Origin of the sequence: Campylobacter sp. 2352 PW (assembly GCF_024723575.1) — a bacterium.
Lineage (GTDB): Bacteria > Campylobacterota > Campylobacteria > Campylobacterales > Campylobacteraceae > Campylobacter_D.
This window is the reverse complement of record NZ_JANQCX010000004.1, coordinates 78810-101727: the sequence shown is the minus strand read 5'-3', so window position 1 is coordinate 101727 and position 22918 is coordinate 78810. Positions and strand designations below refer to the sequence as shown.

Below are 22918 nucleotides of genomic sequence, written 5' to 3'. Positions count from 1 at the left end.
ATAGTTAGAAAAAGAATTAAACACGCAATGCTTTTAAGGTATGGTGTAGTTCTTTGGGATTACCAAATTAAAAAATACAATTTAAAGGAAAACAAATGGAAATAAAAAGTTTTGAAGATGTTAATTTAGCGCTTAAAAAAATAGCAGAACTTAGTGTAAAGATAGAAAAGATTAATGGTGATGTAACTTTAGCTTGTAATGAGATTAAAGAAGCTCATGCGGGTAAAATTAAAGTTTTAAACGATGAGCTTAAATATATGGAACAATGTATTAGCACCTTTTGTGAAAACAACAAGCATGAATTTGCTGAAAAAAGATCTAAAGAATTTACCTTTGGAAAAATTGGTTATCGAATAAGCGAGAGTGTGCCTTTACCAAGAGTAAAAGAAAAGCTAGAAGCTCTTGTAAAAGCTTTTAAAAGTTATGGGCTTAATGAATGTATTAGCTACAAAGAAGAGCTTAATAAAGATGCAATTATCGAGCTTGAAGATAGCACTTTAGTAAAGCTTGGTCTTAAAAGGGTGGTAAAAGATAATTTTAGAATAGAACCTCGTATTGAAAGTTTGGAGATTGAAAAATGAAACTTAGCAATATTGTTGCTTGGGTTTTATATCAGAGTGAATTAGAAAATTTTACCATTAAAGATAAAGATATTGATCCAAGCGGTGTTATTAGATTTTTAAAATTTAACAAAGTCCATTGATTTAATGGGCTTGATTAAGTTTTTAAAACTTAAATTAAAACAAAAGGATGAGAATGTATGTAAATGTAAGTGTAGATGCAGATGATCTAGAATGTGTTAGTGTGGATGATGTTGTTGAGTTGTTTGATACTTTGGACAATGAAGAACAAGAATTATTTTTTAAAAGAATTGGTAGAGATACATGTATTATAAAAAAAATAAGAGATTTGTTTTATGAATTAAACAATAATGAAGCAGTAGAGCTTTTAAATGAGTTAAATAGCAATTTCAAAAGCGATAAAGAATGGCAAGAAATAGTTAAAAATATAAATGAAGATTAATATAGGAGGGTAAAATGGATATAAAAGGTATTGTTTTTAATGAGTGGTATATTTTGTTTATAGTTCTTTTTATAATAGCTTTGGTTTTAAATTATTACTATAGTAAAAAGCAAAAAGAGCTTTTGATATTAAACTTACAAGCATTAGAATTAAATTTACAACTACAAGAAGAAAGCATTAAGCGATTAGAAATTCAACAACAAGAATTAAAACTTCTTATAGATATATACAAGGATAATTTAGTAAAAATCAAAATATAAGAATTTAACAAAGCCCATTAAATCAATGGGTTTGATTAAGTTTTTAAAGGATGGTTTGTGAAATTTCTTACTTCAAAGTCTTTTAATGATGAAAGTGTGTTTTTTGTAAAATTAAGAGCTTATCAAGCCTTACAAAATATGTCTAGACAAAGTTTAGAAAAATTTTTAATACAAAAATTCTTTAAACAGGCTGTGATAAAAAATAAAATTTTGGTTTTTTATTTTACAAATACCACTGCTTTAATGGAATTTAACGCGAAAAAAGAACTAATAAAAGCTCAATTAAGGATTATTTACAAACAAAATTTTGAACTTTTTTATAAGAATTATATGCTTATTTTTAAGGATATAAAAGCAGAGCTTATAATTTTAAAAAACACGCAAGAAAAAGAAGTTTTTAAAAAAGAAATCTTTATTGAAAAAAGCACGGGAAACTTTCATATTCACGATAATGTTTTAAAAGAAAAATTTTTAGAACTTCAAATTATTATAAAAAACAATATTAAAAAGGATCTGAATGCAAAATCTTAAAAAACAACTTATAAAAATAATTCATACCCTAAGAAAAGACGCTCATTTAAGCGATGATGAAAGCTATCGCTGGATATTAAACGAAAGGTATGGTAAAAGCTCATCCAAAGATTTAAGCATTGAGGAACTTAGAGATTTTGCTATAGCTTTGGGATATGATGAAAAGTTTTTAAAAAATACTAAAAAGACAAGATATTTTAAAAATGAAAATACCAAAAGTGGAAGGGCTACAAAAAAACAGCTTAATATGATACAAGCTATTTGGAGTAAAAATGCTAAAAATCCTACACAATGGGCTTTAAGAGAATTTATTAATAATATCATTAAAAAGCGACCTTTACATCTTTGGTATTTAAGTATAGAAGATGCTAATAAAGTCATTTTAGGGCTTAAAAATTTAGAAAACAACAGCACACATTCAGCTGAGCGAAGCTAATCTCAAAGAGTGGTTTGTTTTGATGAAAGCTCTCATCTTAGTTTTTAATGACTAAGATGAGGGTGATTAAAGCAATTACAAAAGCTATAATCTCATTCATAATATCTCCTTTTTAAATAAAATTACCAAATTATATTTAAAAGGAAAATTTCTTACATAAAAACTTCTTTAAACTTTTTCATTTTTATATAGTTTAAGAATTTTTTTATCTTTTTTACTTTAGTTTATGATTAAACAAATTATTATTTACTAGACTTTTCTCTTATAATCCTTTCTTTTTCACTCATAGGATATTGTTTGTCCCAAGATTCCATAAGTTTTCTTTCTTGATCTGATAATCTAATATTATATGTTTTACTCATGTATAAATAGCTTCTTGCAATCCAGCCTTTAGAATAATTAGCAGGATAAAATCTTTTTAATTTAAAATCTGCATATACTTTGCAATTTCCATATTGAGTATATTCTAAATTCAAAGGAGCCTCAGCATATCTAAAATTACTTCTATCGCCATTAACCTCGCCTATGGCAGGAACTAGGTTTTGTTTATCAGCTTCCATTTTTGCAAAAAGTGGATCATTTTGACAAGCTTTTCTACCACCTTCTCTCCAACAAGGTAAATGTTTTCCAAAATTTTGTGCAGGCATAATATGCTCCCATTCTATGCGTTTTGCTCTTTGATTGATTTTTCCTTTTTTAGTATATTCATTGCGTGGAGTGTATAAATCACTTTTAACTACTTCAAACTTAGTGTATTTTTCTTTTTTATTTGATTTAAATGGAGCATTACAATAAAAATCATATTGATAAGTACTACCTAAGCTATCGTATAGCTTAACTAATTCTTTTTTGCTTTCATTGAAATTATCACTAGCTAATAAAGATAAAGATGAGAGCAATAGAATAGATAAGAGTTTTTTCATTGTTTTTCCTTTATATAAAAATGTAATTATAATCTCAATTTACCAAATTTTATTTTTTTAGATAAAATTTTAAAAATCTTTATTTAAGGCTTAATATGCTCTCTAATAGTGAATATTTTGATTATTTTATTGATTTTGTGAAAAATAATGATAAGCGTGAGATTTTAAAAGAATTTGGTGGTGGAAATATTTATATCCCAAGCTATAAGACTTTAATGAGAGATGAAGAATTAAAACAAGATTTTAAAACACTTATAAAACAAGGTTTAACCACTAAAAATGCAAGTGTAGAATGTGCAAAAAAATATGATTTAAGCTTAAATGCTGTGTATTTAATCACCAAAGAATTAAGAGAGAATTTAGAGCCAAGTTTATTTTAATATCTATTATGATATATTCTATAACTAATTTAATTGAAAATGATTTAAATACATAAGCGGGAGGCTATTATGAGTGCAAACTATCGATCAATAGAAATTTATATTATTGAAGATCAAGAATATATTTATGAATATGACAAAAGTAGTATAGAATGTCTTAATGATACTGTAATGCATATTAGACCTTTGTCTCAAAATGATACTCAGTATGAAGTTACTTTTAAGACTTTTAAAAATAACAAAGATAAAGACAATGAATTTCAAAAACAGACAAAATACAGAAATCATCTTTTACATGCAAAAATATATGCAAACATCCGTGAAAATGAAGTGAAAATAATAGATGAAAATCCTTTTGTTAAAGTTGAAATAAGATATGAAGTTATAAAATATATAACTAATTTGGATGAAATGGCCAAAAGTGGTATTATAGAAAATGTAGAAATAGAAAAAATCAGCTCTCAAACTCTAGAGCAATCACATAAGCTGAGTCATTAAAATTATGACTCACGCTTTTAATACTAAATTCATAATTATCCATATTAATATCTTTAATCTTAAGCTTGCCACCAGCTCTTATTTCTCTTCCTATAAGCTCGCATCTTCCATTTAGCCCACCTTTTTGAAGCTCATTTAGCTTGCTTTGTGCCTTTTTAAAAGCTTCATTATCACTTTTTGGTTGTGATATGTGCATTTTATAAATATTTTCCCCACTTCCTACTTTTATACTTTTTATCTTTGCTTCATCTATATCTTGCCACTCTACTATCACAGCAGAGTATTCATTTCTACCACTTTCTGAAATTTCTAATGAGTTACATTCACATAAAGCTATCTCAAAACAAGGTAATTTTTCATTTTTACTTGTAATGTTTGCGGCATTATCTCCTATTTTTCCATCTTTTGGTGTTATGATTAAGGTATTTTCTTTAATCATGCAAATAAATCCATATTCAAAACAAATCTTATATAAAAATTCTAAGTTGTTTTGATTGTTTTGTAATATACTTACAATATTTTGATCTTCTCCGCTTGTTTTTATCTTTAAACTATTTTCACTCGCTAATTTATTTGCTATAGTAAAAAGTGTAGTATTTTCAAAGCTTCTTGTTTTTTTATCTTTTATGTTTGTGTCATTTTTTCCACTAAAATTAACAGCACTAGCCCTTACTTCGGTAGTATTTAAAGTGTAATTTTTGCTCACAACATTTACATTAAAAGTTCCACATTTAAAAAGCTTTTCAAAACCAAGCCAAAGTTCTAAACTATCCCCAAACAATGGTTTAGAGTAAAGCCCAAAAAAGCTTAAGCTAATCTCATCGCTTTCATTACCTTCTTTATCTTCATAAGAAATACTGATAATATTTTTAGAAAGCTTTTGTGTAACATCTTTTCCTTTTACAACAAGTTTAAATCTTGGTTTTCTTACCATAAGGCTTTTTCCTTATCCTCTTTGATTTCAAGTTGCGGTAGAATAATCTTATCTCCTGCTTTTAAAATGGGTTCCAATTTTGGATTAGCTATTAATACCTGCTCAAAACATTGTAAATTTTTATAATGTTTATAAACTATACTATCAAGCCTTTCATTGTTTTTAGCTATATAAATCTTATTCATCAAAGTCCCTTTCTAAATCCATACTAAAGCTTTGTGCTACAAAGCCACTTCCATCTACAAATGCACTTCTATTTTCATTTAAAGCTAAAATCACAAACTTACCATAATACTTTCCATTAGCTCCTATTAAAATATAAGATTTTTGTTCTTTTGCCATATTCTCAAGTTTATCTAAGTAAGTGTTTCTATCCCCTTTTAAAGGTAAGGTTTTGCCTTGTATTTTAATCTTTTCACTTTCTTTGGAACTTGCAAATAAAGCATTATGATTATTAAGTCTATTTTGACTTTGTATGTTATATTCTAAGCTTCTTTCTAAATTATCAAAATTTAAAGCTTTAAACTCAAATTCTCCTAAAGCTAAAACCATTTAAACTCCTTTTTAGTTTTGCAAAGCTAAAATTATCTTAGTTAGATAGGGTTGATGGTTGCAATGTAGTAGTTGAGGATGTGCGGTAACTAGTCCGAGAACACATCGTATTGTGGGTGCAAGTCCCACCGCTCTATCTAATTTTTTCTAAGTGCTTAAGACCTTTTCTATCTTTATCCACTTTCCCAAGCGTAATAACCGCATTAGTTTTTCCAAATTTTTTTAGTTTGCAATCAGGTCTTATGATGATTTTATTCACTTTTTTACTATTTTTCATATCATCAAAAAAATAAACCAAACTTTCTTCTTTCTTGTCCCAATAAACCTCTTTTGCCTCATCTAAAACCTTAACAATTTGCTTGATTTCATCCACACTTAAGGCTTGATTGTAGTTTGCTTTTCTTTTAGGACTTGCGTGTAAAAGATTGTTTTTGCTAAGTGTAAAGTATAAGTCTTCTAAGTCTTTTTTGTTAAGCTTTTCTAAAAATTCCTTAGTGCTTTTATCCATTTTACCCACTTGAATGAAATTAATAGGATATTTTTGATTATCTTTAACAATAATTTCATCTACCATTTCATCTAAACTTTTTTGCCAGGTATAGAGTTCTTTTTCGTGAGTAAAACTCTTAACTTCTTTTGTTTTTTTGGCTGCAATACTTAGCATGTTAAGTTTTATGAAATTTTGAATTACTTCGGTGTTTTTTTGCTTATAAAGCTCATCTAAAAGCTCTTCATCGTTAAAGCCATTAAATTCACTTTCTTTGGTGTTTGAAGGTGGAATTTTTAAGCCTTTAACTTCATTCTCTCCTAGTGCTAAAACATAACATCTACAACCATAATCATGCATGCTTACATGTGGATAGTGCGTATCCCAAAAAGGATCATCTTTAGGTAAAACTATGCCATCAAATGCTCTATGCTTATCTCTAACATGCGAATCTTGTTTTGTGCAATATTTAAGATAAGGCTTGATGCTTTTCATTTGATTTTCATAGATAGCTTTGGCTTTAGCTTTTCTTGAGTTTTCTTCAAAAATCTTTTTTAATCTTGCACTATTAAAATTGGTTTTTTTAATTTCACCTGTTTTTCTATCTATAATTTCTTTTGAACCCCACCAACCCTTAGCTTTTAATTTTTCTTCAGCAATCTTACTCCAAGTACTAAATTTATCTCCATTTTTTATAGCATTTACTAAAGAATCTTGTATATCTTTCAATAAGCTTTCATCTATAAGCTTGGCAATAGTAAAAACTTTTTTATGAGAAGAATGTGAAAGCTCATCATAATCAAAGCTAACTTGTGGCTTTTTATTTTTTAAAAATAAAACAGCTTCACTTGGTTCTTGGAAAAAACCTATTTTAGCGTTTGGCATTTTAATCCTCCAAATATCCCAAGATATTAGAATTAACTAAAGACATATAAAGATATTTTTCAAAATCAGCTTGCTTTAGACTAGAAAAACTCCCTTGAAGTTTTTCAAATGCTTCATCATAATTTTTGCTTTCTTTAATAGTTTTTTCAAACTGTTCTTTGAAAAATTTTGCCATAGCCTCATCAACTTGTAAATATTCTTTTTGTTCTAAAGCCTTATCTATAAAATCTTCTTCAAAGTCTTCTTTTAAAGTTGCTTTATTTTCAAAAATTTCTTTATTTTTAGCATTAGTTGTTAAAATTTCTTTAACAAGCTTTCCATCTACATTATAAGTGTTTTTAATATAAGTTTCATCAAAGTTAAATCCCATGTTAAAAAGCTTCAAATCTCTTTCACAAAGTTCGTTTTTCGGATCAAATTCATTAAAAAATTGCATATATAATTCATCATTAAAATGATTAATTTCCTTAAAAAATTTAAGCGCACGATTTAGTACAAAAAGTACTATTTGTCCATCTTGTTCAGCTATTTCGTTTCTAATTTGATTGTGAGATTGTGCAGCTGCCAAAGAACCACTACTAACTTGTGATGTTAAATTTGCACCTAAAATAACACTTCTTATTTGATTATCTAAATAATTAATTATTTCTTCATAATTTGCTTTTGTGTTTGGTTGAATTAAATTAAGTTCTTCTTCTTTATCAATAACAGCACTATCCCCATTTAACATTTGATGTATTTCATTAGCAAGTGCATCAGGATCGCTATCGGTTTTCGCAACAGCCCAAGGAGAGCCAAACCTTTCTAGAAACTCCATCCAAAATTTTAAACTTGCATTTTTAAGTTTTATAGGAAAATATAACTTTGAGAGTAAAGCGTCGCCATTTTTAAATAAAAAATTAGATCCAAAAAGCCCATAAATTGCTTTTTTATCTTCAACTAATTCATCATATCCATTGCCATTATAAATAAGCTCATCGTTTTCATTAAGAGTAAAATTTCTAAAATCTCTTTGCTTTAAAATAGGATAATAAAAACCATTTTTAAGTTTATAATTAACTTCAAAAACATTAAGTCCATAAAGATGAGTTTCTAAAATTTGACCAACTAAGTCAGGGTTGAATAAATATTCAAAAGTTTCTTTAATAGCTTCATTTTTGCAAATAATTTGAATTTGTTTTGAAAGAATTACACCCTTTCTACTTTGAACAGCTTGAGTAAAGCTTAGGTCTTTAAATATCTCTCTTTGATCGTTTTCGTTAATTTGCGATATGTTTAGATAATTTGAATTTATTAATATATCAACCAAAGAATTATTTTTAAACAACACTTCTCTTTTTGGTTTTTTTACTTTTTCCATAGATTTTCCTTAAAAATGTCTTATCTTTGATGTAAAACTATGACTTCTTCTTTTGATACTTGATTTTGTTCTTGCTAATAAAAAAGCACCTGCTAAGCTATCAGGCGCATCATCATTTTTACCCTCTGGAAATTCTAAAAGCTGATTTATGAGCATAGTTTGGCTTTTATGTAAAAAAAGTTCTTCATTTTCAAAGGCAATACTTAAACTCTCAATACGCTCAAACTTGCTAGTACTGTTATTTTTACCTCTTAATGGTAAGAACACTCCGCTCTCTAAACTTTTTTCTTGTATCCATTTTTTTAAGAAAAATTGACCGCCATTAGTTTCAATTTCAATTAAACGGCACTTATAAATTTTTTGTAGGTTAAAAATAGTTTTTATGATACTTTGTGCTTTTAAAATTTTAACAATGCTTTCTATTACATAAAAGCCCTTTGCAGCTTTACCAATAACTGTAATTGCTGTATAATCGCTTTTTGCTTTCTCTCCTGCTGGATCAATATACATGTAATATTGGCTAATGGATGGTAAGTGATTATAAAAATTAATTGTTTCAAGATTAAATATTTGATTTTCACTTCTTGGATTATTAAGCTGCTCTTTATTAAAAGCTTTTAGGTTTTCAGCTCTTAATTTCATTAAATCTTCTAAACTTTTAGCCTCGCTCCAAAGAACTTTAGCTCCCTTATCCATTAAGGTTTTATTTTTTATGTAAAAATTATGAGCGCTTTTAAAATCACTGTTTCTATAAAGTGTAGCATACTCATCCCATAAATCAAGTCTTTGTGGAAATTCTTCAATAGAACGAAATACTTTTGGATTCCAAAAACCAAGTTTTAATTTTCTTGCTAGAACGCTATCATTATGCAAAATTGTACCAATATAAAGCACATCAAGCTTTCCATCAGCACTTCCTAAGTTTAAAACAGCCTCATCTACCCAATCTTCTAGTTTATCTCTTTGATCTTTACTTCTAACATTGGTGTCATTTTCTAAATCATCCAAAATAACCAAATCAGGTCTTTTAACCCCATATCTAACACCACGCAATCTTTTTCCACTTCCAAAAGCTTTAACCTTAACACCGTTGTTACTAACAAATTCTCCAACACGCCAAGTCTTGCCAATTCCTACTACTTCAGGAAAGTCAAGCTTTAAATGTGGATTATCTTCAAGTTCTGCTTTTATAGCTTCAAGCATTCCTTCCATAAGCTCTACTGCATCTGAGATTTCTACTATAAAGCTTTTGTAATTAAAAACCAAACACCATAAAGGAAAAAGCTGTGAGGTATAAGTTGATTTACCATGTGCTCTTGGGGCAGCTATAGCATGTTTTTCTCCTTTACTCTCTTTTTTAAGTGCCAATTTTTCAAAAACTTTATTTAAATGCAAATGTAAAGCACACTCACCTTTGATGGTAAAATAATGTGGAAAATAAGTTCTTGCAAAATAATCAAAATCCACACTTGCTCTTTTAATTCTTTCTTCTTTTAAGGCAGGATCTAAATGACTTTCATGCAAAAATTGAGTTTTTAATTCATTTTTTAACTCATCCATCCATTCTAAAAAGTCTTTTCTTTGCATAGCACTTTTTAACTCGTTTGGAGTGCTCTCATGTTTTTGCTCATTTATTATTAAAAACTCATCTAATTCTTCTTTAGTAAAAAGCATTATTCATCCATTGCTAAGATTTCTTTTTCTATCACGCCACTTTCTAAAAGCAATACTAGTTTGCTCACACAATCTTTATCATTTTTCAAATGGCTTATTATGATTTCAACTACCTTTTTAGCGACATTTAAACGATAAGTACTTGGATCTTCAAGTCTTGCTACTTTTCTCATTTTTGAAAAACTATCTCCTATTCTTGCAATAGCTTCAGTTTTTTTCTCAGCATTCATTTTTTCATCAGAATTGATATTTTCAATCGCGCGAAACATTTGATCTGTAAAGCTTTCATATAAAGATGCACTCTCCTTGTCTTTAATTTTTGAAGTTAAAAGACTAGTTTTAACCTTATCCCAATCTCCATCTTTTGCTTTGTAATTTCTTATAGTTTTTTCATTACGGTTTAAAATTTTTGCAATTTTGAAAATATCAAAACCTGCAATGTATAGTTCTTTTGCAAGTTCTTTAATCTCATTGCTAGCCATTTATACTCCTTAAATCCATTCTTCTTCTTTTGTGTTTAAACGCCCTAGCTTTGTTTTGTGGAATAAAATCATCTTCATCAATTTCAGTTGGAATTTTTTTATTAGCCATTTTTAAAAGCAAATCATTTGCCCATTCTATAATTTCATTCAAACTTTCCTTTGGAAAATCATTACGGCGTTTTAGCTCCATAATTGCAAGCTTTACACAAATATCTTTTAAAAGAGGAGTTGGTTTATTAGGTATCTTTATAAAACTTGCAATATAACTTTGTGCATCATTAATGGCATCATCAATTACTTCTTTATCGCACACCCCGTTGGCATTTAAATCGCTAAGTTGTGCAATATCATCAAAACTTAATTCTTTGGTTAAATCATACTCGTTGATTAAAAATGATTTTACTTCTTTCATTATTTGCCTTTTAAGCTGGTTAAAATATGGTTAAAATCGTTTAAAATAATTTTCTAATATCTTTTTAGCTTTAAAGGTAAAAAATACTTTTAAAGCTAAATTTATGCGTTTATTTTAAAACAAGCTTAATAAGTCCATTTGGTCTAGTACAAACTGGCATTGCTCTCATTTCACCTACAATTTCAATTCCAGCTCCACGAGATAAAATCTCAGGCTTAGAAACAAACATTAAACTTGGTGCTTTTCCTAAAGCTTCTGTATGATTAGCTCTTGTGAAGTAAATGCGATTAGAATTATCTTTTGGAACAACAATACCTTCATTGCTTGCTAAAAATTCTACATTTTTACCTTTTGTATTTTTATATTTTGCACTATAACGGCGGAATTTAATTCCATAAAGAATTAAAGATTTATCTTTTTCATCTCTACTTGCAAGATTATTTTTATAAAGATCTTCACTCAATGCAAGATTAGAAATGCTCGCAAAAAGTTCATTTCCACAAAGCACTTCATAATCTATATTAGTGCCAAATTCATCAACTATTGCAGCATCTATACTATCGCATATATTAGCTAGTGTTGCACTTCCATCTTTTTTAACTTCAATAGTAGTTTTATTTGTACTACCAAAATCAAAAAGCACATTTCCTTTACCATCTAAAATCTTGCCAAACAAAGCTCCATTTGCCATGTATTCAAGTGTGGTAGCAAAGCTTTCCCTCATTCTCTTAATACAAACACCAATAGCCCCGCTTAAAGTTTTAATTTGAGCTTCTCTTAAAGCTAGTGATCTTAAATTATTGATTTCGCTAGCTGAAATTCTTTCAGCTAATGCAAAGCGTGGTAATGGAATATTTAAAATATAAGAATTTCTGGTTTCTTCTAAAAGGTGTTCCCCGTTTTCACTCACACTATTTAAAACAACACCAGCTCCTTTTATAATTTCAACTCTTGCTGTACTTTCTAAAGAAGGAACTTTTTCTTTAAAAAAAGTATCACTTACAAAATGCGGCGAAGCTTTGGTTTGATTAATAACTTCGCTAACTTTTGTGCTTGAAAAAATCTCTAAAAGTTTTTCTAAATCCATTGTTACTCCTTAGTATTAATAATTAAATTTTGCAAAAAAGCTTTTTTGATTGCACTTTGATGAATATCTGAAAGAATTACTTCGCCCATAAGCAAAACTCCATAATAACCATTATTAAATACATCATCTTTAAGCACTGCTAATTTGATATTTTCCTTAGCGCTAATATCTTCATTTGGGCATTTTTTAAAATTTTCCCCATAATCTTCACTAATAAGCAAAGTTCCTCTTGCTAAACTTGGATTTAATTCCATATCAACCTTTGCATTAATTGAAAACAAATCTTTAGCAATAATACTTTCTAATCCTTTTGGCATAGCAACTAAAGGTTCATTGCTTAAACTTTTTTGTATATTTTTTGGTGGCATTTGTTCTCCTTGTTCTTTTATGAGAGTAGTTTTTTCTTCAATGCTTTGGCCTATTAACTCAATATTTTCATCTACTGCTTTTACATCATCTTGCAATTTTAAAGCTTCATCTTGTGTATTTTCATCAAGATTGCTTGTATTTGGTTTGTTTTGATTTTCGTTTTTTCTTGCCATTTTAAGCCTCTAACATCATTTTAACAACATCTAATTCTTCATTGTTACTTGGGGTATTTTTATTTGCAAACTTATTATTTTGCATATTGTTAATTTCTGGAGCACTATTAATAAAAGCAGTAAATCCTTCAAGGTCTTTACACGCATAAGTTAATGCCCATTCTTTTTGAGAATTTGCAATTTTTCCACTACTTAAAGCATTCTCTACTAAAGAATTAGCCAAATCTTTAGCACTTTCTTCGTTTTGTTTTTTTAAGTTCTCATTTTCTTTTTTCAGTAAGTTGTTCTCATCCTTTAAAGCCATAATTTGAGATTCTAACTCTTTAATTTTTTCATCCATTTTTACTCCTTTATTTTGATTATTTTTATTAGCAATAAGCTCATCAAGCTCATCTATAAACGGTGTGTTTGTTAGAGCAACTGAGTGTAATTTTGCTCTTATTAATTTTCCACTTTTATTGTCTTTTGCATTAAATTCAAAGACAGGAGATAAATAGCGGTATTGTTTATTTGCTATATATTTTTTAGCTTCCTCATTAAACTCAGCTTTTGCCATTAGTGCACCATTTTCTAAGAAAAGCTCTTTAATCCAACCTGCAGCTGGAGCTTTTTCATTTTTAAGAGTTTGATGTTCATAATCTATAACTATGTCAATCTTTTTTTGATTAAAATTATCAATCATAGACTCTAAATCTTTATCATCTATCTTAAAAACACCATTAGCATGACCTTTCCATTCACCTTTTATGGCTACTTTTATTGGCTTATCATTGCTAGCTTCAACTAGGTTTTCTTTATTGATAAAAAACATTTTAAATCCTTAAAAAATCATTTTTTGGCAAAAAACCACTTTGTAAAGTTCTTGCATAAATACTTAAATAACCATGATCACTAACTCCTTCATAAATCTTTTTAAGATCTTTTAACTCTACCCTAAAGCCATTATTAAGCTCTGCATTTGAAAGCACCTTATCAACGCTTTCTATGGTGTCAAATAATTTGTGTTTTGCATCTATTCTATGTTTAGGTGTTTTTGATTTGGTGTGAGTTAAAATATAAAGTTTCCAAGTACCTATTTTATTTTCTAAATCTTTATAGCTTTCTCCTTCAAAATCAAGCAAAAGCGAAGCTTCTAAACCATTGATACAAGTTGCTATATTTTGAGTGTTTTCAAATTCCCCTAAATATGCTCTGATATTAAAATCTTCAAGTAATTTTAAAAGCTCAATTTCAAATTCTTTAAGCATTTGTTTCCTTATAAAAAATTGATGGCATTTTAGAATGAGAGTTTTTTACTTTCAAATAACGATTTTTGCACAAAGGTTTTAGCACAATTTTTTTCTATTTTTTAAAGAACCTTTTTTATTAAACTTGCAGCAATTCAAAGGAGAAGAAAATGAAACCAAACCCTTATTTTAAACTTGATGAGTTTAAATGCAGATGTGGAAAATGTGAATTGCCAAAAGGTGTACCAAGTGATGAGCTTGTGGATATTCTTTGTCAAATAAGGGAGCATTTTAACTCATCTATAATTATAAATAGTGCTTATAGATGCGCTTCTCATAATGCTAAAGTTGGTGGTTCCCCTAAATCTCAACACACCTTAGGGAGTGCAGTAGACTTTGTAGTTAAGGGTATTAAAACAGAGGAAGTTCATCAGTATGTTTTAGATAATTTTGGCGAAAGAGGTTTAGGGATTGCTATAAAACATAATTTTGATAATTCTTATGCAGGTTTTGTACATATTGATACGCGTGGTAAAAAAGCAAGATGGACTTATGCTTAAAGGTTTAAAATGTTTGATATATCTAAATTATTTGGCTTTGAAAAAATAGCTATTTTTGCCTTAATTGTTTTAAGTTCTTTTTTGTTTTTTAAAAACCATACTCTAACTTTAGAAAATGAAAATTTAAAGCTTAAGTCTTTGCATTTAAATAGTGAAATAAATGTATTTAAAGATAAATTAAAAGAGCAAAATAATGCTATTGAAAAATTAAAAATAGAGTTAAAGCCCAAAGAGGTTTTAAAAGAAGTTTTAAAGGTTGATAAGGTTTTTATCAAGGATGAAAGCTGTCAAAGTGAGCTTAATGCTTATAAGGAGCTTTTTAATATCTTAGGTAGCAAGCAATGAGAATTCTTTATATAAAACTATTAATCTTTCCTTTTGTTTTAAGTGCTTGTGCTAGCAAGGATATTTTGATTAAAACTGAATTTAGCGAGGTTAAAATACCTGTTAAATGTCCTTTAAAGCTTCCTTTAAAACCTTTAAACAAAGGTAATTTAGCTAGTGCAAAAGAACTTAGCAAATATTATTTAGAAATTGAAAGTATTGCTAAAACTTGCACAGGATGGGATGAAAATGAAACTAGTTATTGAACTTAGCATTGCTTCTTTGTTTTCTAGCTTTGCTTTAGCTTTATTTTATTTGATTGAAATTCTTACAAGGAACTAGCACATGAAGTTAGAAGATATTTTTGTATATATAGTTTTAATGATAGTAAGCTTTATAGCAGGACTTGTAGGAATAGTAACGAAAAACAAGCTAAGTAAAGAGCTTAACATAAAAGGCAAGTTTATACTCTTTTTAAAAGGTATGCTTGGATCTATGTTTGTAGCATACTTAGTTTTTGAAATTGTAAGTTATTTGAATTTTGGTATCAAATTAAGTGTTGCTATGGGTGGATTTGCAGCTTACATGGGAACAGATGCATTACTTAAAATAGAACAGCTTGTAGAAAAAATAATAAGCAAGAAAGTAGAAAAACTATGAATGAGCTTGGCATCATTTGCGACATTAAAGACAACAAAGCAAAAGTTGCTATTGGAGAAATGGTAACTGATTTTTTAAGTGTTTTTCAAGCTTTTTCAAATTCTTACGCAGTGAGTTTTTCACCTTTAAGAATAGGAGAGCAAGTTTTAGTAATGCCTGTGCGCGGGGATTTAAACTCAGGTGTAATTTTGCGTGGGCTTTACCAAGAAAAACACAAAGCAAAAAACACAGATACTAATACTTTTAATATAGACTTTGAAGATGGAACACACCTAGAATATAACTCTAAGAGTAGCACTTTAAAGCTTGATGTAATTAAAGATATAAATATTACTTGTATTAATGCAAATATTAAAGCAGAAAAAGTTTTAGTTGATAGTCCTAGTATTGATTTAGGACTTGGTGGTAAAGGTGTGGTAACTACTGAATGTATTTGTGCTTTTACAGGAAGTCCACATCCACATGGTTCAAGCAATACAAGGAGTAAAATCTAATGGCAATTTCACAAGGCTCTTTAGTTTCTAAAATGGAAAAACATTTACAAGATCAAGGTTATTCAAGAGTAGAAGATGAAGATAATGGCAGGGGATATAGAAGATATTCTATGCCATTTTTAAGAGCCTTAGCTGCAGCTATTGTAGAAGAAATTAAAGAAAATGCCAAAGCAATTGACACAGCAGATGGTGGTAAGTGGAGTATAGAATGAAATTTATGGTTAGCATTGAAGAAAGTGTTAAAGACATTTTAATCACTCCTTTGGGTTCAAGAGTAATGAGGCCTGAGTATGGTTCTTTGCTTTATACATTAATAGATAGAAAAATTGATGATGATTTTAAAATCAAACTTACTAGATATACAGCAGAGGCTATTTCAAAGTGGGAAAAAAGAGTAAGGTTAAAAGGTGTGCGTTTGAATGAATGCAAAGATAATAAATTAAACATTACCTTGCTTTTTGAAAATTATCAGGATTTAAAAGTGGAGCTTAGTAAATGAGTGAAATTTTAAACGCTAATAATGCATACTTTAAACAAAGCTTTTTAAAAGATATTCCTTATCCAAAAATCATAGAAGAGCTTGATTTTGAAAAGATTTTAAAAGATCTTGAAGAGCTTTTTAAAAGCTTTTTAAATGAAGATGTAGAGCTTTTAGAATCAGATCCTTTTAAGGCTATATTAGAAGCGCTTGCTTATAGAGAAATGATAATTAGAGCAAGAATCAATGAAGCAATAAAGGCTACATATTTACATTATGCTAGTGGAAGTGATTTAGATAATGTAGTAGCAAATGGCTATTTGATACAAAGGCTTAAAGGAGTTAAACCAACAGCCAAAGTAGAGTTTGAATTAAATACTTTACTTACTTATGATGTAATCATTCCAAAGGGTGCGATTTTTTCCAATGAAAATGCTGATATTGCCACCTTAAAAGAAGAAGTAATAATCAAAAAAGGACAAAACAAAGCACAAGGTGTTTTAGAACTTGATGAGTTTGTGCAAAGCAAAGAAAGTAAAACCGAGTTTTTACAAACCCCACTACCTTTTGTAACTAAAATAAAACAACTTGAAAGTTTTAGTGGTGGAGCAAGTGAAGAAAGTGATGAGGCTTTAAGAGAAAGAGCTGTGATGAGTGTGCATAGATTTTCAACAGCAGGAAGTGAAAAAGGATATATCTATCATGCCCTAAGTGCAAGTGCTAAGGTAGCTTCTATTAAAGCTTTAAACAATGGAGCAGGAAAAGTAAGAGTTATTATTAAAAGTGAAGATGAAGCAAGTGTTGATGTGGTTAAAGAGTATTTAAGTGCAGATGAAAGAAGACCTTTAACTGATGAAGTAAGCGTGGAGTTAGCTAAGAAAAGAGAGTTTATTATAGAAGCTAAACTTTTGCTTTTAGAATTAAGTCGTGCTAATGAAATTAGTGAAAAAATCAATGCCTTGCAAAGTGATTTTGATTTAAGTGTAGATTTAGCACTGGGATTTATTTATAAATGCTTACATCAAGATGGGGTTTATAAGAGTGAAATTTTAAGCATTAAAGAAAAAATTACAAATGAAGAAGAGCAAGAATTACCTTTAGCAAACATAATAATAGCTGATGATGAGTTTGCAAAAATTAGTTTTGAACTTAGCTATGAAAAGGCTATATTATGAGTAACTTAGTTTTAAACCACCACCCAAAACAAAGCAAAGCTATTGATTTAAGTGCAAAAGCAAGATTTGAAGATTTAAATTTAGCTAGTATCACAAATTTAGCACAGCATTGTGATGAAAGATTATTGCCAATTTTAGCAAATGCTTATGATGTAAGTATTGATGGTTTAAGTCAAAAAGAAGCAAGAGCACTTTTAAGCAAAGCTTTAATGCTTAAAAGACATGCAGGAACTACCTATGCCATAAAAGAAAGCTTAAAAGCAGTATTTGATACAGCTTTAGTAGAAGAATGGTTTAATTATGATGGCAAGCCTTATCATTTTAAAGTAAAAGTAACTAGTTCTCATAAACCTTTTGATGAAAACACTTTTAAACAGCTTGAAAAACTTATTTATGAGTATAAAAATGTGCGTAGTGTTTTAGAAAGCATAGAGTTACAAGTGCAAAGTAATTGTGATAAATACAATGCTAGTGCCAATTTTACAATAGAAAATATAAGTGTTTTACCACTTAGAGTAAGACAAAGACAAGTAAAACTTTCTTCTTTTAACGCAATAGCTGTTTTTATTAGTGAGAAAAATATACAAAGTGGAGTTGTTTTATGAATAGTGAATTTTACACCATACTCACAAAAATAGGTATAGCAAAAATTATTGATGCAAGGGCTAGTGGAAAAGCTATAGTTCTTTCTAAATTTAAAGCCTCTTCAAAAGTTATCATTCCTAAAGAAGAGATGCAAAGTCTAGAAGAGATTGTATATGAAGCAAATATTAATTCTAAATATGTGGATGAAAAAAATGATCATCATTTGATTTTAGAATGCATTATAGGTGCAAATGAAGGTGGATTTGAGATTAATGCTATAGGTATATATGATGATGAAAATGATTTAATCGCTATAGGAAATGTCCCAAGAACCTATAAGCCACTTTTAGAAGAAGGTGCTGCCAAAGAGATTATCTTTAAAATCATAATGGAGCTTTCTAATACTAAAGATGTGATCTTAGAACTTGATAAGAGCATGGCTTTAGCAAGTAAAGATTATGTTGATAATATGAAAATAAATCTCTTATTACCTATTACAAGTAATTCTAATGCTATCTTAAAAATTTTTAATGAAAAAATAGACAAAATCAAAGGAGAATAAATGAGTGTTGATATGAGTTCAAAAATAGATGAATTAGCTCACAATATGGGAGAAGTCATAAATAGAGCTGATGCATTGATGGATAAATTTGAAAAAAACGAAGGTGATATTGCAGGTATTGAGGAAAGTTTAGAAAATAAAGCCAATTTGTTAACACAAAACTTAGAATGGAGTGTGGGAGCAGGAGGTAAATTTACTAATATTAATGATGCTTTGAGTGAAGCTAGTAAATATTCAAAAGTTCATAAAGTAACTGGTTCATTAATTACTCTAAAACTAAAAAGTGGTTTTGTTTTTAATGAGAAAATTCATATAGTTAATCAAGACCTAAATTATGTAATAATTGAAAGCGAAGATACTGAAGTAGGAATAAATGCTTCAAGTAATGTATTTGGAAGCTCTGAAACTAACATTTTGTTTCAGGGCAATGGCGCAAAATTACCGGTATTGAGAATAATGGTTAATTTAGATACCAAATCTGCAGGAAATAAAAAAGTGGTATTGATGCGATTGTTACAAAGCTACGGGATTATATCCTATAGTGCAGGATGTAAAAATGCAGCTTGGGATGCTGTTATGGTTGAAGGTGCTTCTACTCTTTTTGCAGATGGTTCTATTATAGAAAATGCAGGATATGATGGTATATTTTGCAATCAAGGTTCTATAGTTAGTGCTAATGGAGCAACTATTAAAGGAAGTGCTAGATATGGTATATTAACTAGACTTGGTGGCTATGTTAGTGCTAATAATGCTAAGCTAATAGACCAAGTTACTAGTGGCACATATCCTTTATCAACAATGCTGCAATGTGAAAGTGGTATTATACAAGCCAAAGGGCTTATTACAACAGGTTCTACTGCAAAATTATCAAATATCACACCTAATCAAATTACCAATAGCGGTATTATTTTTAAATAAGGAGTTTATATGTTAGTAACAAAAAACAATGGTTCTATTTTAGAAAATATAAATATTGAAACTATAAAAGATATCATAGAAAAAAACCATATTTTAGCTATTGTCAATAGAGCTTTAAGTTATAAAGAAAACATAATTAAAATTGAAGGTAGTGATGATTATGTAGAAAATATATATCAAGATGACATTACACCACAAGAAATTGAAAATGGTACTAAAGCAGTAAAAGAGTATTGCTTTGCAAATAATTATGAGAATTTATATTTTGAGTACCTACTAGCAATTTCACAAGAAGATGAAAAATTAAATGTTTTAAAAGAAAAGAAAAAACATGAAATTCAAACCAAAAGAGATGAGGCTTTAGAAAGTGGACTTATTTATAATGAGCATACTTTCCAAACAAGAAAAGAAGACAAACAAAATATCATTGGAGCTGCAACTAATTTAATGCTTGATATGCAAAGTGGAACTAACTCAATTTCTGAAATCATTTGGATTGATATAAATGATGAAAAAGTAACTTTTACACCACAAGATTTTTTAATATTTGCTTCAAGTGTAGCTTATCATACCCAAGAAATTATCTTTAAAGCGAATGCATTAAAAGAAAGAATAGAGCAAGCTAAATCTGAGCAAGATTTAGAAACTATTGTTTGGGAGAAATGATGAAAAAAGTAATTTTAAAACCATTTAGCAAAGATAGATTTATACTTGTACAAGATTATGAGTTTAATTTAAAAAGCTTTAAAGGAAAAATTCCTGCTAATTTTACAAGTAATGGAGCAAATATTCCTAGAATTTTTTGGAGTATTTTTCCACCAAACTCACCTGAATATTTAAGTGCGGTTGTTGTGCATGATTATTTGTGTGAAAGAGCTAATTCTAGAAATGATTATAAATTAGCAGATTTGGCTTTAAAAGAAGCTATGCAAGCCTTAGGATGTTCTAGTATTAAAACTTTTATTTTTTATCATGCATGCAATAGCTTTCATGCAATTAAATGCTTTTTAAAAGGCATTTAAAGGAGTTTAAAATGGATTATGGCATTTCTTATATACCAGAAGATGGGCAAGGTGGCTTAATAAAACCTCCAATTCAAAAACCAGAAGTAATTAATAAAGAATTTATAGAAAAACTTATAAATGAAAAACTAAGTCATACTAAAGATGGTTTAAATGGCAAAAATGCTTTAAACATAGAACTTAAAGTAGAAGATAAAAAGCTTTTTTATAGACATTCTTTAAAAGAAAATCCTATTTTTACTTTTAAAGAAAAAATAGAGTTTCAAGCAAGCTCTTTGGCTTATTTTGAAAAATTTACAATTAAAAGCTTTCCAAATAATGCAAAAAAAGCAAAAATATCTTTAGTTACTATTTTTGCAGATAATGGAAAAAATTTTAGCATTAGTGCTAATACTCAAGGATCTTATGAGTATCTTGGAAAGTTAAATCCAAAAGAAGCAAGCGCTGTGTTAATCAATGAAAAAAGCGCAATATTTAAAGCAGAATTAGATTATAAAATTTTAAAAGAAAACACTCTAAGTTCTATTGAGCAAGCTTTATATATTGATAAGATTTTTATCACTTTAGATTTAATTGATGAAAATGAGCAAGTCATATCAAAATGCGTTATTTCTTATACATTCTTACAAGAAGATTTAAACTCAGATTTTCAAGAATTATATGATTTTAATAATGCAGCTAACACTTTAAGCACAAAATCAAAAGAATTAAAAAAAAGGAGTTAAATAATGGCAGCTAATTATGGAGTTAATTTTACTATAGAAAATGGTGCAGCAAGTCCTATAGCTATACAAAGTGATACACCTATAGGTATAGCTGGAGTGATTGAGGGTGCAAGTAAAGATATGATTTATACTAAGGCTGGGTATGAAAGTACCCAAACTATGCCAATTTTTGCTTTTTCTAATGTAAGTAAGGCAAAAGAGTTTGTAAGTGATTTGATTAAAGAGCATAATTTGCAAGATTTTAGACTCTTAGACGCTTTAGAATGCATTAATTTACAAAATGTTTCTAATGTGATTATCATTAGTTTTTTTGAAAAAGATACAGAGGATGAAAACACTTTAGCAAATGCAAGCGAAGCGATAGAAATGTTTAAAAAAGCAAAGCATCGCACAGGCTTTGCTCCTGATTTAATCATCGCTCCTTATTATTCTCATGAAGCAGGAATAAAAGCTAAACTTCAAAGCGTAGCAGAGGCTATGAATATTACAGCTATAGTAGATTTATATGCAAACAATGCTGGAGAAGCTATTAATGCTATGGAAAGTTTTAGCTCAAAAAGATTGGTTGCCACTTGGCCTTGGGTGCAAATTTTAAATACCCAAGGAAAATACACCTATGTTCCTCAAAGTCCAATCATAGCAGCAATGATAGCACATACTGATGGAGATAAAGAATATGGCTTTAGTGATTCTTACTCAAATAGAGTTATGAATGGGGTAACTGGGAGTGAGCATTTTGTGGAATTTATTATGGGTGAAGATTGTGATGCAGATAGATTAAGAAAAAATCATATTTCAACTTGTATTCTTTATGAGGGCTTTAGAACTTGGGGCGGGGAAAGTAGTGATGAAGATACCATATGGCAAGATTTAGCAAGAGTAAGAACTTTTGATCGTATAGCCATAGCAGCCCAAAAGGCTTCTTTTAAAGCAATTGATAAAAAAGCTAGTGAGCTTTATTTTGTGAAGATTAGTGTTGAAGAAATGCTAAGAAATTTAAAAGGTGCTAATGTTTTAATTGGCTATGATGTAGAGTGGGATGAGGAGCAAAACACTCCAAGCAATGTTAGTGCTGGTAAATTTTACTTAAAAGTAAAAATCATGAATAACCCAATTGTAAAACAATTAACAATCAACTTCAAATACTCAGATGAGTGGAGTGATGATTTGATTAAAACTATGCAAGGAGAGTAAAAATGAAAAGAAGAATCGGGGAAGTTATACAAGAATGTAATGTTTATATAGATGGTCAGGGTTACTTAGGAGTAGTTAGAAATCTAAAACTTCCTGATATAGAGCAAGAAGTGATAGAAACAAAAGGAGTTTTAAGTGCAAATTATGGTAGTGGCGTGTTAAAACCATTAGAAATCTCTTTTAAACTTTCTGTAGTTGATCCAGTACTTTATGCTGCATTTTTTCATACAACTTATAGCACTATTAAAGCACCCATTCTTTTTAGAGAAAGTGTGCATCAAGGAGGTGATAATCATGGAATTAGCGCTGAAATTATGGGTGAGTTTATAAGTTTAAATGAAAGTGATCATGAAAGCGGAAAAGAAGTTGAAGTTGAAGTAAAAATGGCTGTTCATTTTTATATGCAAAGAAGAAACAATATACCAATTATTACCTATGATCACAAAAATACTATTTTAATGATAAATGGCGTAGATCTTATGAGCAATGTAAGAAGTAAATTAACTATTTAATCTCTAATTAACCAGTA

General features: G+C 28.9%; 35 protein-coding genes and 2 pseudogenes. 24 read left to right on the top strand and 13 right to left on the bottom strand.

From position 1 onward, the window contains the following. Nucleotides 1-95 precede the first annotated feature (95 nt). The 6 genes from CAMP5121_RS03400 to CAMP5121_RS03375 are packed head-to-tail and all read left to right on the top strand — an operon-like array spanning nt 96 to nt 2250. Nucleotides 96-581 carry a host-nuclease inhibitor Gam family protein gene (locus CAMP5121_RS03400; RefSeq protein WP_263674598.1) on the top strand — a complete coding sequence of 162 codons (486 nt, stop codon included), beginning with the start codon at nt 96-98 and terminating at the stop codon, nt 579-581. Next, a complete protein-coding gene (locus CAMP5121_RS03395) occupies nt 578-703 on the top strand; it encodes a hypothetical protein (RefSeq protein ID WP_256378661.1) in 126 nt (41 codons plus the stop codon). Before CAMP5121_RS03400 ends, CAMP5121_RS03395 begins: the two co-directional genes overlap by 4 nt. 53 nt (nt 704-756) lie before the next feature. After that, a complete protein-coding gene (locus CAMP5121_RS03390) occupies nt 757-1023 on the top strand; it encodes a hypothetical protein (protein WP_039663960.1) in 267 nt (88 codons plus the stop codon). Between the two features lie 14 nt (nt 1024-1037). Continuing rightward, on the top strand, nt 1038-1283 hold the full coding sequence (locus CAMP5121_RS03385) for a hypothetical protein (protein ID WP_337214787.1): 246 nt from the start codon (nt 1038-1040) through the stop codon (nt 1281-1283). Nucleotides 1284-1340: 57 nt separating this feature from the next. Beyond that, a complete protein-coding gene (locus tag CAMP5121_RS03380) occupies nt 1341-1814 on the top strand; it encodes a hypothetical protein (RefSeq protein WP_337214786.1) in 474 nt (157 codons plus the stop codon). Beyond that, on the top strand, nt 1801-2250 hold the full coding sequence (locus CAMP5121_RS03375; RefSeq protein ID WP_337214785.1) for a phage protein GemA/Gp16 family protein: 450 nt from the start codon (nt 1801-1803) through the stop codon (nt 2248-2250). The genes CAMP5121_RS03380 and CAMP5121_RS03375 overlap by 14 nt, the downstream gene beginning before the upstream one ends. Nucleotides 2251-2492: 242 nt before the next feature. Here the strand turns inward: CAMP5121_RS03375 and CAMP5121_RS03370 are convergent, their stop codons facing one another. After that, nucleotides 2493-3173: an endonuclease gene (locus CAMP5121_RS03370; protein ID WP_337214784.1), complete on the bottom strand. Its 681-nt coding sequence runs from the start codon at nt 3171-3173 to the stop codon at nt 2493-2495. A gap of 95 nt (nt 3174-3268) precedes the next feature. Here CAMP5121_RS03370 and CAMP5121_RS03365 point away from each other — a divergent pair, with 95 nt between their 5' ends. Then, a complete protein-coding gene (locus CAMP5121_RS03365) occupies nt 3269-3553 on the top strand; it encodes a Mor transcription activator domain protein (RefSeq protein ID WP_043019826.1) in 285 nt (94 codons plus the stop codon). Between the two features lie 69 nt (nt 3554-3622). Continuing rightward, the gene (locus tag CAMP5121_RS03360) at nt 3623-4051 is read left to right on the top strand and encodes a hypothetical protein (protein ID WP_337214783.1); all 429 of its coding nucleotides are present in this window, start codon (nt 3623-3625) and stop codon (nt 4049-4051) included. Here the strand turns inward: CAMP5121_RS03360 and CAMP5121_RS03355 are convergent. The 12 genes from CAMP5121_RS03355 to CAMP5121_RS03300 all read right to left on the bottom strand — a co-directional run bounded on the left by CAMP5121_RS03355 (nt 4008) and on the right by CAMP5121_RS03300 (nt 13713). Beyond that, entirely contained in the window at nt 4008-4985 is a 978-nt protein-coding gene (locus CAMP5121_RS03355; RefSeq protein WP_337214782.1) for a phage late control D family protein, read from the bottom strand. The two genes, CAMP5121_RS03360 and CAMP5121_RS03355, sit on opposite strands and share 44 nt — an antisense overlap. After that, entirely contained in the window at nt 4979-5170 is a 192-nt protein-coding gene (locus CAMP5121_RS03350) for a tail protein X (protein ID WP_139452501.1), read from the bottom strand. The genes CAMP5121_RS03355 and CAMP5121_RS03350 overlap by 7 nt, the downstream gene beginning before the upstream one ends. Beyond that, a complete protein-coding gene (locus tag CAMP5121_RS03345) occupies nt 5163-5537 on the bottom strand; it encodes a phage protein U (protein WP_039663934.1) in 375 nt (124 codons plus the stop codon). The genes CAMP5121_RS03350 and CAMP5121_RS03345 overlap by 8 nt, the downstream gene beginning before the upstream one ends. Nucleotides 5538-5670: 133 nt before the next feature. Then, the gene (locus CAMP5121_RS03340; protein ID WP_337214781.1) at nt 5671-6909 is read right to left on the bottom strand and encodes a phage head morphogenesis protein; all 1239 of its coding nucleotides are present in this window, start codon (nt 6907-6909) and stop codon (nt 5671-5673) included. Between the two features lies 1 nt (nt 6910). Then, complete coding sequence (locus CAMP5121_RS03335; protein ID WP_039663929.1) at nt 6911-8269, bottom strand: Mu-like prophage protein gp29; 1359 nt, start codon at nt 8267-8269, stop codon at nt 6911-6913. 9 nt (nt 8270-8278) lie between these two features. Next, nucleotides 8279-9943, bottom strand: a complete 1665-nt coding sequence (gene terL / locus CAMP5121_RS03330) for a phage terminase large subunit (RefSeq protein WP_337214780.1) — start codon at nt 9941-9943, stop codon at nt 8279-8281. Next, complete coding sequence (locus CAMP5121_RS03325; protein WP_039663924.1) at nt 9943-10425, bottom strand: DUF1804 family protein; 483 nt, start codon at nt 10423-10425, stop codon at nt 9943-9945. Before CAMP5121_RS03325 ends, terL begins: the two co-directional genes overlap by 1 nt. Next, on the bottom strand, nt 10418-10837 hold the full coding sequence (locus tag CAMP5121_RS03320; RefSeq protein ID WP_264290557.1) for a phage protein Gp36 family protein: 420 nt from the start codon (nt 10835-10837) through the stop codon (nt 10418-10420). The genes CAMP5121_RS03325 and CAMP5121_RS03320 overlap by 8 nt, the downstream gene beginning before the upstream one ends. 109 nt (nt 10838-10946) lie before the next feature. After that, a complete protein-coding gene (locus CAMP5121_RS03315; protein ID WP_214136118.1) occupies nt 10947-11924 on the bottom strand; it encodes a major capsid protein in 978 nt (325 codons plus the stop codon). 2 nt (nt 11925-11926) lie between these two features. Beyond that, complete coding sequence (locus CAMP5121_RS03310) at nt 11927-12466, bottom strand: hypothetical protein (protein ID WP_264290556.1); 540 nt, start codon at nt 12464-12466, stop codon at nt 11927-11929. A 1-nt stretch (nt 12467) separates the two neighbouring features. After that, a complete protein-coding gene (locus tag CAMP5121_RS03305; RefSeq protein ID WP_337214779.1) occupies nt 12468-13277 on the bottom strand; it encodes a phage protease in 810 nt (269 codons plus the stop codon). 1 nt (nt 13278) lies between these two features. Further along, the gene (locus CAMP5121_RS03300) at nt 13279-13713 is read right to left on the bottom strand and encodes a hypothetical protein (protein ID WP_264290554.1); all 435 of its coding nucleotides are present in this window, start codon (nt 13711-13713) and stop codon (nt 13279-13281) included. A gap of 149 nt (nt 13714-13862) precedes the next feature. Between CAMP5121_RS03300 and CAMP5121_RS03295 the strand changes: the two genes are divergently transcribed. The 16 genes and pseudogenes from CAMP5121_RS03295 to CAMP5121_RS03220 all read left to right on the top strand — a co-directional run bounded on the left by CAMP5121_RS03295 (nt 13863) and on the right by CAMP5121_RS03220 (nt 22901). Then, nucleotides 13863-14252: a YcbK family protein gene (locus CAMP5121_RS03295; RefSeq protein ID WP_264290553.1), complete on the top strand. Its 390-nt coding sequence runs from the start codon at nt 13863-13865 to the stop codon at nt 14250-14252. Between the two features lie 9 nt (nt 14253-14261). Continuing rightward, complete coding sequence (locus CAMP5121_RS03290; RefSeq protein WP_264290552.1) at nt 14262-14597, top strand: hypothetical protein; 336 nt, start codon at nt 14262-14264, stop codon at nt 14595-14597. Next, nucleotides 14594-14842 carry a hypothetical protein gene (locus tag CAMP5121_RS03285; protein WP_337214778.1) on the top strand — a complete coding sequence of 83 codons (249 nt, stop codon included), beginning with the start codon at nt 14594-14596 and terminating at the stop codon, nt 14840-14842. The genes CAMP5121_RS03290 and CAMP5121_RS03285 overlap by 4 nt, the downstream gene beginning before the upstream one ends. A gap of 79 nt (nt 14843-14921) precedes the next feature. Further along, a complete protein-coding gene (locus CAMP5121_RS03280) occupies nt 14922-15236 on the top strand; it encodes a phage holin family protein (protein WP_039663905.1) in 315 nt (104 codons plus the stop codon). Then, nucleotides 15233-15631: pseudogene (locus CAMP5121_RS03275) on the top strand (phage baseplate assembly protein V); the annotation flags it as partial. The gene CAMP5121_RS03280 and the pseudogene CAMP5121_RS03275, both read left to right, overlap by 4 nt. Nucleotides 15632-15729: 98 nt before the next feature. Beyond that, nucleotides 15730-15942, top strand: coding sequence for a hypothetical protein (locus CAMP5121_RS03270; RefSeq protein ID WP_257398770.1), 213 nt, complete (start codon nt 15730-15732; stop codon nt 15940-15942). Further along, complete coding sequence (locus CAMP5121_RS03265) at nt 15939-16229, top strand: baseplate assembly protein W (protein ID WP_039663898.1); 291 nt, start codon at nt 15939-15941, stop codon at nt 16227-16229. Before CAMP5121_RS03270 ends, CAMP5121_RS03265 begins: the two co-directional genes overlap by 4 nt. Continuing rightward, entirely contained in the window at nt 16226-17383 is a 1158-nt protein-coding gene (locus CAMP5121_RS03260; RefSeq protein ID WP_337214777.1) for a baseplate J/gp47 family protein, read from the top strand. Before CAMP5121_RS03265 ends, CAMP5121_RS03260 begins: the two co-directional genes overlap by 4 nt. Beyond that, nucleotides 17380-17988 carry a phage tail protein I gene (locus CAMP5121_RS03255; RefSeq protein ID WP_263692850.1) on the top strand — a complete coding sequence of 203 codons (609 nt, stop codon included), beginning with the start codon at nt 17380-17382 and terminating at the stop codon, nt 17986-17988. Before CAMP5121_RS03260 ends, CAMP5121_RS03255 begins: the two co-directional genes overlap by 4 nt. Next, a pseudogene (locus CAMP5121_RS03250) lies at nt 17985-18515 on the top strand (phage tail protein); the annotation flags it as partial. The gene CAMP5121_RS03255 and the pseudogene CAMP5121_RS03250, both read left to right, overlap by 4 nt. A 15-nt stretch (nt 18516-18530) precedes the next feature. Next, nucleotides 18531-19448 carry a hypothetical protein gene (locus CAMP5121_RS03245; protein WP_264290548.1) on the top strand — a complete coding sequence of 306 codons (918 nt, stop codon included), beginning with the start codon at nt 18531-18533 and terminating at the stop codon, nt 19446-19448. A 9-nt stretch (nt 19449-19457) separates the two neighbouring features. Continuing rightward, the gene (locus CAMP5121_RS03240; protein ID WP_337214776.1) at nt 19458-20114 is read left to right on the top strand and encodes a DUF4376 domain-containing protein; all 657 of its coding nucleotides are present in this window, start codon (nt 19458-19460) and stop codon (nt 20112-20114) included. Further along, entirely contained in the window at nt 20114-20470 is a 357-nt protein-coding gene (locus CAMP5121_RS03235) for a DUF1353 domain-containing protein (protein ID WP_236633606.1), read from the top strand. The genes CAMP5121_RS03240 and CAMP5121_RS03235 overlap by 1 nt, the downstream gene beginning before the upstream one ends. 11 nt (nt 20471-20481) lie before the next feature. Next, complete coding sequence (locus CAMP5121_RS03230) at nt 20482-21195, top strand: hypothetical protein (protein ID WP_337214775.1); 714 nt, start codon at nt 20482-20484, stop codon at nt 21193-21195. Between the two features lie 3 nt (nt 21196-21198). Beyond that, the gene (locus CAMP5121_RS03225) at nt 21199-22389 is read left to right on the top strand and encodes a phage tail sheath family protein (RefSeq protein WP_337214774.1); all 1191 of its coding nucleotides are present in this window, start codon (nt 21199-21201) and stop codon (nt 22387-22389) included. Between the two features lie 2 nt (nt 22390-22391). Next, entirely contained in the window at nt 22392-22901 is a 510-nt protein-coding gene (locus tag CAMP5121_RS03220; RefSeq protein ID WP_337205682.1) for a phage major tail tube protein, read from the top strand. Nucleotides 22902-22918: the final 17 nt, after the last annotated feature.

Excerpts from the sequence above, each read along its gene's own strand:
- CAMP5121_RS03295 (WP_264290553.1), top strand. The coding sequence starts at position 13,863 with ATGAAACCAAACCCTTATTTTAAACTTGATGAGTTTAAATGCAGATGT.
- CAMP5121_RS03385 (WP_337214787.1), top strand. The coding sequence starts at position 1,038 with ATGGATATAAAAGGTATTGTTTTTAATGAGTGGTATATTTTGTTTATA.
- CAMP5121_RS03270 (WP_257398770.1), top strand. The coding sequence starts at position 15,730 with ATGGCAATTTCACAAGGCTCTTTAGTTTCTAAAATGGAAAAACATTTA.
- CAMP5121_RS03280 (WP_039663905.1), top strand. The coding sequence starts at position 14,922 with ATGAAGTTAGAAGATATTTTTGTATATATAGTTTTAATGATAGTAAGC.
- CAMP5121_RS03255 (WP_263692850.1), top strand. The coding sequence starts at position 17,380 with ATGAGTAACTTAGTTTTAAACCACCACCCAAAACAAAGCAAAGCTATT.
- CAMP5121_RS03325 (WP_039663924.1), bottom strand. The coding sequence starts at position 10,425 with ATGGCTAGCAATGAGATTAAAGAACTTGCAAAAGAACTATACATTGCA.
- CAMP5121_RS03260 (WP_337214777.1), top strand. The coding sequence starts at position 16,226 with ATGAGTGAAATTTTAAACGCTAATAATGCATACTTTAAACAAAGCTTT.
- CAMP5121_RS03390 (WP_039663960.1), top strand. The coding sequence starts at position 757 with ATGTATGTAAATGTAAGTGTAGATGCAGATGATCTAGAATGTGTTAGT.
- CAMP5121_RS03320 (WP_264290557.1), bottom strand. The coding sequence starts at position 10,837 with ATGAAAGAAGTAAAATCATTTTTAATCAACGAGTATGATTTAACCAAA.
- CAMP5121_RS03350 (WP_139452501.1), bottom strand. The coding sequence starts at position 5,170 with ATGAATAAGATTTATATAGCTAAAAACAATGAAAGGCTTGATAGTATA.
- CAMP5121_RS03290 (WP_264290552.1), top strand. The coding sequence starts at position 14,262 with ATGTTTGATATATCTAAATTATTTGGCTTTGAAAAAATAGCTATTTTT.
- CAMP5121_RS03225 (WP_337214774.1), top strand. The coding sequence starts at position 21,199 with ATGGCAGCTAATTATGGAGTTAATTTTACTATAGAAAATGGTGCAGCA.
- CAMP5121_RS03265 (WP_039663898.1), top strand. The coding sequence starts at position 15,939 with ATGAAATTTATGGTTAGCATTGAAGAAAGTGTTAAAGACATTTTAATC.
- CAMP5121_RS03360 (WP_337214783.1), top strand. The coding sequence starts at position 3,623 with ATGAGTGCAAACTATCGATCAATAGAAATTTATATTATTGAAGATCAA.
- CAMP5121_RS03240 (WP_337214776.1), top strand. The coding sequence starts at position 19,458 with ATGTTAGTAACAAAAAACAATGGTTCTATTTTAGAAAATATAAATATT.
- CAMP5121_RS03315 (WP_214136118.1), bottom strand. The coding sequence starts at position 11,924 with ATGGATTTAGAAAAACTTTTAGAGATTTTTTCAAGCACAAAAGTTAGC.
- CAMP5121_RS03400 (WP_263674598.1), top strand. The coding sequence starts at position 96 with ATGGAAATAAAAAGTTTTGAAGATGTTAATTTAGCGCTTAAAAAAATA.
- CAMP5121_RS03370 (WP_337214784.1), bottom strand. The coding sequence starts at position 3,173 with ATGAAAAAACTCTTATCTATTCTATTGCTCTCATCTTTATCTTTATTA.
- CAMP5121_RS03345 (WP_039663934.1), bottom strand. The coding sequence starts at position 5,537 with ATGGTTTTAGCTTTAGGAGAATTTGAGTTTAAAGCTTTAAATTTTGAT.
- CAMP5121_RS03375 (WP_337214785.1), top strand. The coding sequence starts at position 1,801 with ATGCAAAATCTTAAAAAACAACTTATAAAAATAATTCATACCCTAAGA.
- CAMP5121_RS03235 (WP_236633606.1), top strand. The coding sequence starts at position 20,114 with ATGAAAAAAGTAATTTTAAAACCATTTAGCAAAGATAGATTTATACTT.
- CAMP5121_RS03285 (WP_337214778.1), top strand. The coding sequence starts at position 14,594 with ATGAGAATTCTTTATATAAAACTATTAATCTTTCCTTTTGTTTTAAGT.
- CAMP5121_RS03300 (WP_264290554.1), bottom strand. The coding sequence starts at position 13,713 with ATGCTTAAAGAATTTGAAATTGAGCTTTTAAAATTACTTGAAGATTTT.
- CAMP5121_RS03305 (WP_337214779.1), bottom strand. The coding sequence starts at position 13,277 with ATGTTTTTTATCAATAAAGAAAACCTAGTTGAAGCTAGCAATGATAAG.
- terL (WP_337214780.1), bottom strand. The coding sequence starts at position 9,943 with ATGCTTTTTACTAAAGAAGAATTAGATGAGTTTTTAATAATAAATGAG.
- CAMP5121_RS03340 (WP_337214781.1), bottom strand. The coding sequence starts at position 6,909 with ATGCCAAACGCTAAAATAGGTTTTTTCCAAGAACCAAGTGAAGCTGTT.
- CAMP5121_RS03395 (WP_256378661.1), top strand. The coding sequence starts at position 578 with ATGAAACTTAGCAATATTGTTGCTTGGGTTTTATATCAGAGTGAATTA.
- CAMP5121_RS03355 (WP_337214782.1), bottom strand. The coding sequence starts at position 4,985 with ATGGTAAGAAAACCAAGATTTAAACTTGTTGTAAAAGGAAAAGATGTT.
- CAMP5121_RS03220 (WP_337205682.1), top strand. The coding sequence starts at position 22,392 with ATGAAAAGAAGAATCGGGGAAGTTATACAAGAATGTAATGTTTATATA.
- CAMP5121_RS03310 (WP_264290556.1), bottom strand. The coding sequence starts at position 12,466 with ATGGCAAGAAAAAACGAAAATCAAAACAAACCAAATACAAGCAATCTT.
- CAMP5121_RS03365 (WP_043019826.1), top strand. The coding sequence starts at position 3,269 with ATGCTCTCTAATAGTGAATATTTTGATTATTTTATTGATTTTGTGAAA.
- CAMP5121_RS03230 (WP_337214775.1), top strand. The coding sequence starts at position 20,482 with ATGGATTATGGCATTTCTTATATACCAGAAGATGGGCAAGGTGGCTTA.
- CAMP5121_RS03335 (WP_039663929.1), bottom strand. The coding sequence starts at position 8,269 with ATGGAAAAAGTAAAAAAACCAAAAAGAGAAGTGTTGTTTAAAAATAAT.
- CAMP5121_RS03245 (WP_264290548.1), top strand. The coding sequence starts at position 18,531 with ATGAGTGTTGATATGAGTTCAAAAATAGATGAATTAGCTCACAATATG.